The organism is Deinococcus psychrotolerans (assembly GCF_003860465.1).
Lineage (GTDB): Bacteria > Deinococcota > Deinococci > Deinococcales > Deinococcaceae > Deinococcus > Deinococcus psychrotolerans.
Map to the genome: position 1 here is coordinate 278720 of NZ_CP034183.1, position 13355 is coordinate 292074.

Consider the following 13355-nt stretch of genomic DNA (forward strand, 5'->3'; position numbering starts at 1 on the left):
CCCCTGAAGAATGGAGCTGCGAGAATGACCTCAGTCTTCTTCGCAGCTCCCTATACCACTTTGCTCTTTGGCAGCTCTTGTTACTCCAGCGTCACCAAGTAGTCGTACAAATCTGGCCCGCCCGCGTGGGTTTCGACTTCCACTTCGGCAAATTCGCCGCTGATGCGCTCAGCCAAGGCGTCGAGGTCGGCCTGCGACTTTTGCGGCCCGCCAAACACGGCCACGACTTCCTGACCCTGATGGGCCGCTCTCAGCATTTCCAGCACCGCGTCTTCGGGCGAGCCGCCCGCCTGCACCAGCTCATCGTCTTGCAGGCCGATCACGTCGCCGTCGGCAATGTGCAGCTCCTTACCCGCTGCCGTGGTAATCACCGTGGCCCTGCTGGCCCGCGTAACTTCTAGGGTGGTGACACTCTTGGCGGCTTCTTCCATCTGCGCGGCGAGGTCGGCGGCGTTCTCGCTGGCCTGAAAGCTCAGCGCCGCGCCCATGCCTTGCCCCAGCGTGCGGGTGGGAATGACCACGGCGCGGCCATCCAGCAGTTCGGCGGCTTTCTGGGCGGCCATCAATACATTCTTGTTATTTGGCAGCACCAAGACTTTCTCGGCGCTCACGCTCCGCACCGCGTCCACGATGTCCTGCACGCTGGGATTGGCGGTCTGCCCGCCCGAGACGATTCGTGCGCCCAGTGACCTGAACACCTTGACCACGCCGTAGCCGTTGGCCACCGCCACCAAGCCGCTCAGCGGCACTTCTTCCTCGGCCCGCGCCGCCGCGCCCGCCATGCCCAGAATCTCGGTGTGCTGCTCGGACATGTCTTCGACTTTGGTTTTGAGCATCTTGCCGTGCCGGCCCACCGCTGCCAGCAACTCGTCGGGGCGGTTGGTGTGGATGTGGCCCTTGACGTAGCCTTCCGCGCCCACCACCAGCAAGCTGTCGCCAAACGGCGTGACCAGTTCGCGAATGGCTTCAATCGGTTGGGTGGCCTCACTCATCAGGAACTCGGTGCAAAAGCCGAACTCCTCGTTTTCAAACTGCTGCTGGGCGTAGTGGGTGACTTCCGGCTCGGGCGGCAACTGATCGCCGCGCAACTGGCCGAGCATGCCTTCCAGCAAATACAGGTAGCCTTGCCCGCCGCTGTCGACCACACCCGCTTGCTTGAGCGCCGGAAGCATGTCGGGGGTCTTGTCGAGCATGGCCTGTCCGGAAAAGAGAGCCTGCTCCAGCACCGCGTCGGGCGTCTCGCCCTTCGCGCCCTCAGCAACGCCGCGTGCCACCGACAAGATGGTGCCTTCTACCGGCTTCATCACCGCGCCGTAGCCGCTTTTCTGGGCGGCATTCAGGGCACTGATGAGGAGTTTGGCATCGACTTGGGGGGCGTCCTTGATGGTCTCAGCAAAGCCCTTGAGGAGCTGACTCAGGATCACGCCGCTGTTGCCGCGTGCGCCCAGCAATGCGCCGTAACTGATGGCGCGGGCGACGCTGCTCATGACGCGCTCGTCGCAGGTGTCGAGTTCGCGCCGCACCGACTGCATGGTCAGGTGCATGTTGGTGCCGGTGTCGCCGTCGGGCACCGGATAGACGTTGAGCGCGTTGACCTGCTCGCGGTAAACGCCCAGCCAATCGGTGGCGTAGCGCAACATGGCGGCGAGGTCTTTGGGTTGCAGGGCGAGTTTGGCTGGAGGGGTGCTCGGTTCAGTTGCATTGGATGGATTGGCTTCAGACATGGCGCACTCCCACGGCGTGAACGCGAGTGGAGCTGAGTTCCAGGCCCGCTTGCGTTTTGACGGTGTGTTCGACGCGCTCGGCAATGTTCTGGGCCACCGCTGGAATGTTGACGCCGTAAGCCATTACCACGTAGAGGTCGGCACTGGTTTTGCCGCCGTCTTTAACGATTACCACGCCGTCACGGGCTTGAGCTCTGCCCAGCACGCGCTGCAACCCTTCTTTGAGATTGGCGGGGGCCATGCCCACCACGCCGGGAATTTCGTGGGCCGTCAGGCCGATTAAAGAGGCGAGCGCCGCCTCGCTGATTTGAATGGTTCCGTTCACGATGCAGGCAGTATACGGGAGAAGGGGTTTTGGCGGGCTTACCAACAAAGCATGAGCCCGGCGCAGGCCACCTGAAACTCGGCGACACCCTCAAAACCGCCAGCGGAGGCAGCGGCCAAGTCGTGCTTCTACAAACGGTGAGTGAGAGCAAGCAGATGTACAATCTCACTGTTGATGCCGCCCACACCTTTTATGTTGGGGAAACGGGCTGGCTGGTTCATAACTGTGAATTCAGTTGGAAGCTTGGTCAAGCACAAGCTCACTTTGACAAGCACGGTGGTGAAATAGTTCAAGCGCTTGGCTTAAAATCTTATGATCTCGCAAAGTATATGGAGGACACCAACTTGGTCATCAAGAATGGTACGTGGGTTCCTGAGATGAATGCATATGTACAGATCATTGGAGGTAAAGGCAGTGCCAAGGTACTTCTTGCCGGTCTAGACAGGACTATAGGTGAAATTACGACACTTCATGTTAAGACGATCAGTGAGGTTTCCAGAAAAGCCCCAAGTCTTGGATGGAAGAAGTAGTGAGAGTATCCGAGGTATTTAGCCTAGATCAGAGTGCCCAGGAGGCAGAGGTTTATGTAACGGATGGCTTCTATAGCGCCCTCGTCTTCTCATCCTTCTATAAAGTGGAACCTCGTTCTGGAGATATAGTAGATTGCGTGATGGCTTTTATGCCATACGACGTAGAAGTTGTAGAGGATGGCCTTCAGCCGAGCATAGTTAAGTTATCTAAGGGTTACTTTGCCTACGAGGTAGTAGGCAGTGTCGCAGAAGAAGGTGGAGTAGTGTTCGTTGGAGGTTTCCGAATATGTATTGAGGATGACTTTCCGAAAGTTGGCAACGTAAGGTTTAAATGTACACGTTTAGATCTACAAGTTTGATGAGAATTGAGTTGGTCGGAAATCGCGTGAGAGGCTATTGCATTTTAAAGAAAAACACCCAACCCTCATAGATTATTTGCCACTGTAAAGATTCAAAATTCTCCACCTATACCATATAAGCTCTTTTACTCACACCCCGCACCAAGCCAACGCTGAGGCGGGGTGCTTCTTGGCGTTCCGCTTTCCGACTCCTGTTCCTCTAAAAGCTGTACCTCACGCCCAGCATCACCTTCAGCACCGTGCCGGGGCGCTTGACGGCTTTATTAATCGCCTCATAGCCGCCCTCACCGGGCTTAAAGGTGTCGGTGTTATTTCTGTCGTCGCGGCTGACAATAGGGCCGCCCCCAAAATACTGATCCACTCCCACGTCGCCCACTACGCTGAGCGAATTGGTCAGCAAGTAGGCGGCCTGCGAGCCGAGTCCTATCCCGAAAGCACTGCTGGAATAATCGGTGTACTGGCCGCCTTTGTAGGTCAGGCGCGAGTTGAACCGGCCATAGCGCAGCCCGCCGTAGAAGCTGGTTTCCAACCCTGGAATTTGCTGTCCGAGGTCATAGGTTGCCCCCAGACCAAAAAAGAGGGCGTTGGCCCGCTCGCTGCTGATCAGCCCGCTCTTTTTTTGCTGACCAATGCTGCCGAGTAAGCCCAAGTCGGCGTCTTCATCAAAGCCGCCCTCCTTGCTGCTGCGGCCCACACTCAGGCGCAACCCCAGCGGGCCGGCGAGGTTGTTGTAATTGGCAAACACCCGCACGCTGCGGCCATCCGCGTAGCCGCCGAGCAGACCAAATTGAAAGTTGGTGTAGGAAAAGGGCAATGCTGCCGGTGCGGTTTGGGCGCTGGCTGCCGGAAGAGTGAAGCAAAGAAGAGCGAACAAGGTCTTCAGCGGTGGGTTCAGCCCGTACATGACTCCACGATACCTTGAGAACAGACAGCCGAAGGTCAGCTCAGCAAACCGTTAGACTCTGGAGAGCTATGACCTCTTTTTCTCCTGCACCTCAGCGGCCCATCGGGGTGTTCGATTCGGGCATGGGCGGCCTGAGCGTGCTGGGCGAACTCCGGCGGGCGCTCCCGCATCAGGATTTCGTGTATCTGGCCGACACGGCCCACGTGCCTTACGGCAGCCGCACGGAGGCCGAAGTCCGAACCTTGACCACCGCCTGCACCGATTGGTTGCGTCAGCAGGGCTGCGCGGGCGCGGTGATCGCCTGCAACACGGCCAGCGCCTTTAGCCTCGACTTTTTGCGGGCGCGGTACGGCCACACCTTCCCCATCGTGGGCCTCGTTCCAGCGCTCAAGCCAGCGGTGGCAGCAACCCAGAGCGGCACGGTGGCGGTGCTGGCCACGCCGGTCACGCTGCGCGGGGCGCTCTTGGAGGAGGTGATTCAGCAGTTCGCGGTGCCCGCTGGGGTGCGGGTGCTGCGCCTGAGTCACCCCGACTTGGTGCCATTGGTCGAAGTGGGAGAAGCCGACTCGCCGCGCATGCGTGCCGCTTTGCGTGAGGCGTTAGCGCCCGCCGCCGCTGCTGAAGCCGACCAACTGGTGCTGGGTTGCACGCATTTTCCCTTTCTGGCGAGCAGTATCCGAGCCGAGTTTGGGAACACCTTCGCGCTGCTCGACTCCGGCGCGGCAGTGGCCCGGCGCACGGTGCAGGTGCTGGGAAGTGTAGTCTCAGACGTTTCTGGAGAGGTGCGTTACTTCGCCACCGGAAACCCTGCCGAGGTCGCGTCCGTGATGGCGGCTTTGCTGGGCCACACCGTGAAGGTCGAACACGCCGAGTTAAACCAACTTATCCAAGAGAGTGTTGCCAGATGAGACAGACCCTATGAGACAAAACCGCTCTGCCGATCAGGCCCGCCCGCTCAAAGTCAGCCGCAACGTCAACGCTTACGCTGAGGGCAGCGCCCTAGTGGAACTCGGTCAGACCAAAGTGCTGGCCACCGTATCCGTTGATCAGAAAGTGCCGCCCCACATGCGCGGCAAGAAAGAAGGCTGGCTGATGGCAGAGTACCTGATGCTGCCGCGTGCCACCCATGACCGCCAGAACCGCGAGCGCAACATGCAAAATGGGCGGCGGCACGAGATTCAGCGCCTCCTGGGCCGCTCGTTTCGCTCGGTCACCGACCTGCGCTCCTTCAAAAATCAGACCTTGATTATCGACTGCGACGTGCTACAAGCCGACGGCGGCACCCGCGTGACCAGTCTGCTGGCCGGATACGCCGCCCTGTTCGACCTTTCCGACCGCCTCATTCGGAGGGGTACGCTCAGCGAGTGGCCGCTGCTGCACGAGTTGGGCGCGGTGAGCGTGGGCTATGTGGGCAATGAGCTGCTGGTCGACCTCGAATACAGCGAGGACATGCAGGCCAGCGCTGATCTCAATGTGGTCGCTACCTCCAAGGGCCTGATTCTGGAAGCGCAGGGCGGCGCAGAAGGCCAACCGATTGCGCCGGAAAAGTATATGGAACTGCTGAATGCTGGCATCAAGGCGGCGGGCGAACTGTCGCGGGCACTTCACGCGCAGCTGTAAAGGGGGATGCGGAAACAGCGGAATTTCTGGCTTTCTAACCCCTCCACTCAGCGCCCGCTCTATGCTCAGGGAATGCCTCCCGCGCTTCCCACTTTGCCGCTGACTGATCCGGCCTTCGTCCAGAACCCGTATTCACTGCTGGAGAAGTTGCGCGACACCACGCCAATCTTTTACGACGCGGCCATCAAGCAGACGGTTTTCCTGCGATACGACGACATCTCCGGCATCCTGCGAGACAAGCGTTTTGGGCGCACCCTCACCCACCTGTACTCCCGCGACGAACTCGGCTGGCCGCCGCCTGACCCGGCCCAGGCGCACTTTGACGCCTTCAACGGCAATCACATGCTGGATTCTGAGGGCGCAAAGCATACCCGCTTGCGCTCGCTGGTCGGCAAGGCCTTCACGCCGCGCCGGGTAGAAACCTTGCAGCCGCGCATCGAGGCGATGCTGGAGGAATACTTGGCTCAGTTGGGGCCGCGCTTTGACGTAGTGGCCGATTACGCCGAGCCGCTGCCGGTGCGGGTGATTGCCGAGCTGCTGGGCGTGCCGGAAGCCGAGCGCGGTTTGCTGCGCCCCTGGTCGGCGGCCATTGTCAAGCTGTATGAGCCGAGCTACAGCGCCGACCAGCAAGCCGAGGCTGAGCATGCGGTGGTGGAATTCAGCGCCCTGATTCGCCGCCTCGCTGTCCAGCGTCGGGCCGAGCCCAAAGACGACCTGATCACCGCGCTGGTGCAGGTCGAAGACGGCGGCCAGAAGCTGAGCGAATCCGAGCTGACCGACACCTGCATTTTGCTGCTCAACGCCGGACATGAAGCCAGCGTCAACGGCCTGTCGGCGGGCGTGTTGGCGCTGCTGAGGCAGCCGGAGAAATGGGCCGAGCTGGTGGAGGCCGCTCAATCTGAAAACAGCTTGCCTATCTTCCGCACCGCCGTAGAAGAGTTGCTGCGCTTCGACACCCCGCTGCCGATGTTCGAGCGCTACGTGCTGGAGGACTTGGAATGGAACGGCACGCCGCTCAAGATGGGCGATCAGGTGGCTTTGATTTACGCCAGCGGCAACCGCGACCCGCGCCGCTTTGAGAAGCCTGACGAGCTTCGCCTGACCCGCGACCCCAATCCTCACCTGACCTTTGGGCTGGGCAAGCATTACTGTCTTGGTGCGCCGCTGGCCCGCTTGGAGTTGGCCCTCAGCTTGCGGGCACTGGTTCGCCACGCGCCCAAGCTGCGGCTCACTGATGCCACCGCCGCGCCGGAATACGTGGGCGGCTTTGTGATTCGGGGCCTGAGCCGGTTGGACGTGTGTATTTAGCGAAGTGTTGATTGACCCTTCGCCCTTGTGAGAGAGGAAGGGTGAGAGCGCGACGAGGAAACGAATCTGCTCCACAACAAAGGCCGCTGCAACTCAAGCGGCCTTCCATTTTTATTGCTGATCAATTGGTCTCGAATCTACCGCTCTAAAAACTTCCCGCCTTGACCACCACCAACTTGCTGGGATCGACGTACTTCTTGAACGCCGCCAGAGCACTGGCCGGAGTCACGGCCTGAATGCGGGCGTCTAATTGGGCGCTGTCGGCAAAGGTTTGGCCGTAGTACAGTTGCGAAGCCAAACTGCCCAGCAAATTGCCGTCGTCGCTGCGGTTGGCGGCGGTGGCCTGAGCAATGGCGGCCTGCACTTTGCTGACCTCGCTGGCCGTGAAACCGTCTTTGAGGGCGCGGGCGACTTCCTCGCGGATGGCGGTTTCCACCTTGCCCAGATCTTTGGGCGAAGCGGTAGCCGACACGTCAAAGCTGCCCAATGCTTCGTCGGTGTCTACGCTGATGCTCGCGCCAGACGAATAGCTCAGTCCTTCCTTTTGGCGAATGCGGTCGGCGAGGCGCGAGGACAGGCCGTCACCGCCCAGAATCTGCACGGCAATCAGCAGCGGCGCGTAATCGGGATCGGTATTTTTGAGCGCGAAGTTTTGCGAGGCCCGCAGCACTGCGCCGGTTTTGTCGGCCACCTGAATGCTCAGGGTCTGCGGCTTGGCGATCACCAGTGGGCTGCTCAGACGCTGATACGGCACGCTGGAAGTCCAGCCCGCCAGCAGCTGACTGACGCTGCTCTCCACCACCGTTTTGTCGAGCGGCCCCACCACCGCGAGCTGCGCCGACGAGGACAGGCCCCACAACTTGGTGTAAGCCGCTTTGACATCGGCCAGAGTCAGCGCTTTTTGATCTTCGATGCGCTCGTCAAAGGTGCGGCCATAAAAACGGCTGCCACGTTTGGTGCCTTCCGGCATAAAAGCGCGGCCCAGCGCGACGCTTGCCAGCGCGTTGGGTTCGGTCTTGGCGCTTTCCAAGTTGCTGAGCGTGCCTCTCTTGAGGTCTTCAAAGTCGCTCTCGGGCCACAGTGGTTCGCGCAGCACCGTGCGGGCCAGCGTCATGGCGGCAGCCAAGTTCTCCGGCGGCGAGGTTACGCTGAGGTTCAGGCCCGTCGAGCCGCCGCTGATGCTGAGGGTGGCGTTGAGCTTGGCGAGCTGGTCGCGCAGTTGCTGAATGCTTAGATTCTTGGAGCCGCGCAGCAGCAGGCTGTCGATGTAACCCGCCGCGTCGCGGGTGCGGACGCCGCTCTCGCTGGCTTCGTTGCCAAAGTCGAGGTTGAGGCTGAGCAGCACCCGGTTGCCCTGAACAGCCTTTTTCAGGTAGGCCGCTTTGACGCCGCTCGGCAAGGTGAGTCGCTCTACGCGGGCTTCCAACGCCGCAGGCGCGGTGTTCAAATTCTCGCCCTGCGCCTGCGCGGCACGCGGCTTAAAATTCTTTAAGGTCTCGGCCACGCTCGGCGCAATTGGCACCGTCACCAGATCGGGTTTGGGGGTGGGGTAAAAGGTGCCCGCCGTGAGGTTGCTGGCCTTGAGATAGGTCTGGGCCACGCGGTTGACGTCCGCCGGTGTCACCGCCAAGAAGGCGTCGCGCTGGGCAAAAAAGGTGCGCCAATCGCCGGTGGGCAGCCCCGAGATCAGCGCTTCGGCGGTGCTGGCGGGGTCGGCGGCGAGGCGGTCAAAGGCGGCGATGACCTGCGTTTTGATGCGGGTCACATCGGCGTCGGTGATGGGGTCTTTGGCCATTCCTTCCAGCACGCCTTGCAGGGCGACTCTGGCTTTGGCGATATCACCGTCCGGCGCGAGGCTGACCACGAAGCTCGTCAGGCCCGGCACGTTGTACGAATCCACGCTCATGCCCGCGCCTACGGCCAATTTGCTGGCGACCAACTTCTGATACAGCCTGCCGTCGGGCTGCTCGCTCAGCACCGCCGCCAACATGCTCAGCGCGGCGTTGTCGGGGTGGGTTTCGGCGGGCGTGTGGTAGCTGTTGATCAGCAGCGGTGAAGCGCCCACCCGCCGGATGCTGACGGTGCGCTCACCGCTTTGCGGCGGCTCCACGGTGTAATCCTTGGTCAGCGTGGTGCCGCCGCTGCGAACCGGCTTGGCGATTTTGCCGAAGGTGGCTCCAAGCCGCTCCAAGGCGTACTGCGGATCAAAGTTGCCCGTCAGCGTCACCACCGCGTTGTCCGGCTGGTAGTACTTCTGGTAAAAGGTCTTGAGGCTGCTGGCCGGAACACTGATGACTTCTGAGCGGTTGCCGATGACGCTGCGGCCAATCGGGTGAAATTCAAAGGCGGCCTGCTGAGTGGCCTTGAACAGCAAGTTGCCCGGATTGTTTTCGCCGTTGTCGAACTCGTTGATGACCACCTTGAGTTCGCTGGCGAGGTCTTCGGGCCGAATCAAGCTGTTGACCATCCGGTCAGCTTCCAAGCCCGTCAGAAAGTCTAAATTGGCTTTGGTGGCATTCAACGTGGCGTGGTAATCGGTGTATTCGGCGTGGGTATCGGCATTGGCGTTGGCTCCGCGCTCACGCAGTAGGGCCGGAATGTCTTTGTTGGTGGGCGTGCCCTTAAACAGCATGTGCTCCAGCAGGTGCGCCATGCCGCCTTCGCCTAAGCCCTCGTTGACGCTTCCGACCAAGTAGGTGACGTGCATGGTCATCAGCGCGTTGGAAGCGGTAGGGGCCAGCAGCACCTTGAGGCCGTTGGTGAGCTTGTACTCGCTGATGCCCTCAACAGAAGTCACGAACTGCACACCCGCAGGAAGTTTAAGCGGCGCAGTTTGGGTCGTGGGCGCGGTTGGAGCGGCGCTTTGAGCTTGGGCTACGGGGGCCAGTAAAAGGAGAGAGAGGGTCAGGGTGCGGAGGTTAAGAAGGCGCATTTGTGGAGTATTTCATAGGTTTTTGTGAGAGACGTCCGCTGTTTTGCGCTATACTCGGCCGTGCAGTGACCGGGAAGAGTACCCGTTGTGAGCGCCCACAGAGAAAGCTTCTCTGGCCCCTGGCTAGACTGAGAAGAAGCTGGGAAACGCCGCCGGAGAACGTCGCCCGCGAGCACGAGGAAAGAACAGCTCTGCCGGATGGATAGGCAAGGCTCAGTAGACTTCTCCGGGTGCGCCCGCTACAGCGCGTTCAAGGGCTTGCCTCTTTGCCGAGGCGGGAAGAGCGGTGGTACCACGGGAATGACCTTAACGGCGTCTCGTCCGCAGCAGTCAGCGGATGGGGCGTTTTTTGTTGCCTCGCCTTGTCTTTTCCTTCTTGCGAGGTTGGCGGTGATGGTAAGCGAAGTTGACCAGAAGTTTATCCAAATCCTCTTTAATGAATTGGGGGAAGCTCGGCAGGTGGCTCAGCTGAGGCGACTGCGCGAAAAGGCCGTCTGCATGGTCACACGCCTTGCTGCTGAAGCTGAATTGCTCGCCTTTGACCATGTCCCCGACGACTCCGGCGTGCAAGTTCCGGCGGGCGGCGTGGAACTGGGCGAAACACCTGCCGAGGCGGCCAGCCGCGAATGCCGAGAAGAAACCGGACGCACTGGCTTCGGGGCTCCGCTGTATCTGGGCAGCGCTGTCTGGATCAACGCCGAGCACCAAAAACGCGAGATGCGGCACTTCTTTCGGCTCGCCGCGCCTGCTGGCTTGCCCGAAACCTGGGATCACTGCGCCGACGAGCATTTGTTCCGGTTTCGCTGGGTGCCGCTGAGTAACCCCAAATTAGATTGGAATTTTGACGCTTTCCTTCCCACAGGAGTAATCCAATGACTGAACCCAATACCATCAACCCCAATACCATTAACCCCGACGCCCTCAACGAACTGCCCAAGGCCTTCGATCCTGCCGCCACCGAACCGGCTTGGGCCAAAAAATGGTTTGAAGAACCCTTCCGCGCCGACGCTACCAGCGCCAAGCCTCCTTTTACCATCGTCATTCCGCCGCCCAACGTGACCGGCAGCCTGCACCTCGGGCACGCCTTAGACAACACCCTGATCGACACCCTGACCCGCTACAAGCGCATGGCGGGGTTTGAGGCGCTGTACTTGCCTGGCATGGATCACGCCGGAATTAGCACCCAGGTACTTGTGGAAAAGCAGCTCCGCGACGGCGGCGTGACCCGGCACGATTTGGGGCGCGAAGCTTTCTTGGAAAAAGTCTGGAGCTGGAAAAACGAATCGGGCGGCACCATTTTGGATCAACTTCGCCGCCTTGGCGTCAGCGCCGACTGGACCCGCGAGCGCTTCACCATGGATGAGGGGCTGTCCCGCGCCGTGCGGCATCAGTTCGTCAAGCTGTACCACGAGGGTCTGGCCTACCGGGGCGAGCGTATTGTCAACTGGGACCCCGCCGCCCAGACCACCCTCAGCGAGCTGGAAATTGACCGCGAAGTCCGCAAGGGCAAGATGTCTACCCTCAGCTACAAATTGGAAGATTCGCAGGCGGCGGCCAGCAACGGCGAGGCCGGAGAAATCCTGATCGCCACCGTGCGCCCCGAAACGATTTTTGCCGATCAGGCCATCGCCGTCCACCCCGAAGATGAGCGCTTCACTCATCTGGTAGGAATGAAGGCGCGGATTCCGCTGACCGACCGACTCATTCCGATCATTGCCGACAGCGCCGTAGAACGCGACTTCGGCGTGGGCGCACTCAAAATCACCCCCGCGCATGACCCCACCGACTTTGAAATCGGCGAGCGGCACAACCTGGCCCGCCCCAGCGTGATCGACCTCAACGGCAACCTGACCTCTGAGCTGGTGCCGGAGCCGTTTCGCGGCTTGGAACGCTTCGCTGCCCGCAAAGCGGTGGTCAAAGCGCTCGTTGAGAGTGGTGATTTGGTCGAAGAAAAAGACCACGACACCGCCATTGGTCTGTCTGAGCGCACCAAAGTGCCGGTGGAACCCATCGTCAGCTTGCAGTGGTTCGTCAATGTCAAGCCGCTGGCCCAGCAGGTGCTGGCGGCCTTAGACAAAGGCGAAATGCAGTTTGTGCCGGAGCGCTACACCAAAGTCAACCGCGATTGGCTGGAAAATATCCGCGACTGGAACATCTCGCGTCAGCTCTGGTGGGGCCATCAGATTCCGGCGTGGTACGACGAGCAGGGCAACATCTACGTGCCTTCGCCGGAAAATCCGGATCTGGACTGCGACGCCGACCCGCAGTACGCCCACCTCACCCTGAGGCGTGACCCTGACGTGTTCGACACCTGGTTCAGCTCTAACCTGTGGCCGTTTTCCACCCTCGGCTGGCCTGACGCGGGCAACGAAGACTTCCTCAAGTTCTACCCGACGCAGGTGCTGGTCACCGGCTATGACATTTTGTTTTTCTGGGTGGCCCGGATGCAGATGGCTGCTTACGGCCTGACCGGCAAGGCTCCCTTCAATACCATCATGCTGCACGGCCTGTACCTCGACAGCAAGGGTCAGAAGATGTCCAAGAGCAAGGGCAACGGCATTGATCCGCTCGAACTCTTTGACCAATACGGGGTGGATGCCTCGCGCTTCGCCTTCGCCTACCTGAGCACTGGCGGTCAGGACATCCGCCATGACGCCCGCCGCTACGAGCAGGGCCGCAACTTTGCCAACAAGCTCTGGAACGCCGCCCGCTTCGTGCGCCTGCGCCTCTCGGAAGTGGCCGCCGATTTGCCTGACGACGGTCTGCTGGCCCCGTATGTCCGCGCCGCCTCGCAGATGCCGGAAGGGGTCAACCCCCGCAGCGGCGACCTGCTGGCGCACTTGGCCGAACACAAGGAGCTGCTGACCCTGGCCGACCGCTGGATCATCAGCCGCCTCAACGCGGTGACGGCGGAAGTCACGGCCCACTTGGACGCGTTTGATCTCGGCGCGGCGATTCGCACCATTTACGCTTTTACCTGGGACGAATACTGCGATTGGTATTTGGAAGCGGCCAAGCCCAGCATGAGCGCGGCGAACATCGGCACGCTGGCGACGCTGAAATTGGTGCTGGAACATATCCTCAAGCTGTTGCACCCGTTCATGCCGTTCATTACTTCCGAGCTGTATCAGGCGCTGGGCCACCGCCGCCAAGTCGCGGTTCACGCCTGGCCGGAAGTCAACCCCGCCCTGCAAGATGACGAAGCGGCTCAGGCCTTTACCCGGCTCCGCGCCGCCGTGAGCGCTGCCCGCGTTCTCAAAAATGAGCTGGGCCTCTCTCCGCAAGACCGCTTGGAAGTGGCGGTGGAAGGTGAAGCGGCCAGCCTCGTGAGCGAAAATGCCCGCGTGGTGGAAGGCATTGCCCGCGTGACGTTGGTGCCGGCGTTGTCAGGCCGCACAATCAGCGCCGTGGACGCTGGCGTAATTATCCGCGCCCCCTTAGACGGCACGGTAGACACCGCCGAGTGGCTGGGCAAGCAAAAAAAGCGTCTCGCCGAGCTGGACAAGCAAATTAAGCAGGCGCAGGGCAAGCTCAGTAGCGAAGCCTTCGTGGCCCGCGCCCCCGCCGAAGTGACCGAGGAAGAACGCCGCCGCGTCATTGATTTCAGCGCCCAAAAGGTGCGGCTGGAAGAAGTGCTGGCGCAGTTCTAGAGC

At 60.8% G+C, this 13355-nt stretch carries 10 protein-coding genes; 6 read left to right on the top strand and 4 right to left on the bottom strand.

Annotated features, from left to right (window positions below):
• Nucleotides 1-80: 80 nt before the first annotated feature.
• Together EHF33_RS01410 and EHF33_RS01415 are read right to left on the bottom strand one after the other, a co-directional pair.
• Complete coding sequence (locus EHF33_RS01410) at nt 81-1640, bottom strand: DAK2 domain-containing protein (protein WP_124872684.1); 1560 nt, start codon at nt 1638-1640, stop codon at nt 81-83.
• A gap of 76 nt (nt 1641-1716) precedes the next feature.
• Nucleotides 1717-2049, bottom strand: a complete 333-nt coding sequence (locus EHF33_RS01415) for an Asp23/Gls24 family envelope stress response protein (protein ID WP_124867291.1) — start codon at nt 2047-2049, stop codon at nt 1717-1719.
• A 29-nt stretch (nt 2050-2078) separates the two neighbouring features.
• On the opposite strand from EHF33_RS01415, the gene EHF33_RS01420 reads away from it, so the two are divergent.
• On the top strand, nt 2079-2579 hold the full coding sequence (locus EHF33_RS01420; protein ID WP_124867292.1) for a hypothetical protein: 501 nt from the start codon (nt 2079-2081) through the stop codon (nt 2577-2579).
• 558 nt (nt 2580-3137) lie between these two features.
• Here EHF33_RS01420 and EHF33_RS01425 read toward each other — a convergent pair.
• Nucleotides 3138-3842, bottom strand: a complete 705-nt coding sequence (locus EHF33_RS01425; protein ID WP_124867293.1) for an outer membrane beta-barrel protein — start codon at nt 3840-3842, stop codon at nt 3138-3140.
• A gap of 68 nt (nt 3843-3910) precedes the next feature.
• Between EHF33_RS01425 and murI the strand changes: the two genes are divergently transcribed.
• The 3 genes from murI (at nt 3911) to EHF33_RS01440 (ending at nt 6770) form a co-directional block, all read left to right on the top strand.
• A complete protein-coding gene (gene murI / locus EHF33_RS01430; protein ID WP_124867294.1) occupies nt 3911-4750 on the top strand; it encodes a glutamate racemase in 840 nt (279 codons plus the stop codon).
• 10 nt (nt 4751-4760) lie between these two features.
• Entirely contained in the window at nt 4761-5462 is a 702-nt protein-coding gene (rph, locus tag EHF33_RS01435; protein ID WP_124867295.1) for a ribonuclease PH, read from the top strand.
• A gap of 72 nt (nt 5463-5534) precedes the next feature.
• Nucleotides 5535-6770, top strand: coding sequence for a cytochrome P450 (locus tag EHF33_RS01440; RefSeq protein ID WP_124867296.1), 1236 nt, complete (start codon nt 5535-5537; stop codon nt 6768-6770).
• Nucleotides 6771-6915: 145 nt separating this feature from the next.
• Here the strand turns inward: EHF33_RS01440 and EHF33_RS01445 are convergent, their stop codons facing one another.
• Nucleotides 6916-9702, bottom strand: a complete 2787-nt coding sequence (locus EHF33_RS01445; RefSeq protein ID WP_124867297.1) for a M16 family metallopeptidase — start codon at nt 9700-9702, stop codon at nt 6916-6918.
• Between the two features lie 498 nt (nt 9703-10200).
• Between EHF33_RS01445 and EHF33_RS01450 the strand changes: the two genes are divergently transcribed.
• Both EHF33_RS01450 and EHF33_RS01455 read left to right on the top strand, forming a co-directional pair.
• Entirely contained in the window at nt 10201-10578 is a 378-nt protein-coding gene (locus tag EHF33_RS01450; protein ID WP_124867298.1) for an NUDIX domain-containing protein, read from the top strand.
• The gene (locus tag EHF33_RS01455) at nt 10575-13352 is read left to right on the top strand and encodes a valine--tRNA ligase (RefSeq protein WP_124867299.1); all 2778 of its coding nucleotides are present in this window, start codon (nt 10575-10577) and stop codon (nt 13350-13352) included. The genes EHF33_RS01450 and EHF33_RS01455 overlap by 4 nt, the downstream gene beginning before the upstream one ends.
• Nucleotides 13353-13355: the final 3 nt, after the last annotated feature.

Bases quoted from the DNA above. Each gene is read 5' to 3' on its own strand.
- EHF33_RS01445 (WP_124867297.1), bottom strand. From the start codon at position 9,702: ATGCGCCTTCTTAACCTCCGCACCCTGACCCTCTCTCTCCTTTTACTG.
- EHF33_RS01455 (WP_124867299.1), top strand. From the start codon at position 10,575: ATGACTGAACCCAATACCATCAACCCCAATACCATTAACCCCGACGCC.
- EHF33_RS01450 (WP_124867298.1), top strand. From the start codon at position 10,201: ATGGTCACACGCCTTGCTGCTGAAGCTGAATTGCTCGCCTTTGACCAT.
- EHF33_RS01425 (WP_124867293.1), bottom strand. From the start codon at position 3,842: ATGTACGGGCTGAACCCACCGCTGAAGACCTTGTTCGCTCTTCTTTGC.
- rph (WP_124867295.1), top strand. From the start codon at position 4,761: ATGAGACAAAACCGCTCTGCCGATCAGGCCCGCCCGCTCAAAGTCAGC.
- EHF33_RS01410 (WP_124872684.1), bottom strand. From the start codon at position 1,640: ATGTTGCGCTACGCCACCGATTGGCTGGGCGTTTACCGCGAGCAGGTC.
- EHF33_RS01440 (WP_124867296.1), top strand. From the start codon at position 5,535: ATGCCTCCCGCGCTTCCCACTTTGCCGCTGACTGATCCGGCCTTCGTC.
- murI (WP_124867294.1), top strand. From the start codon at position 3,911: ATGACCTCTTTTTCTCCTGCACCTCAGCGGCCCATCGGGGTGTTCGAT.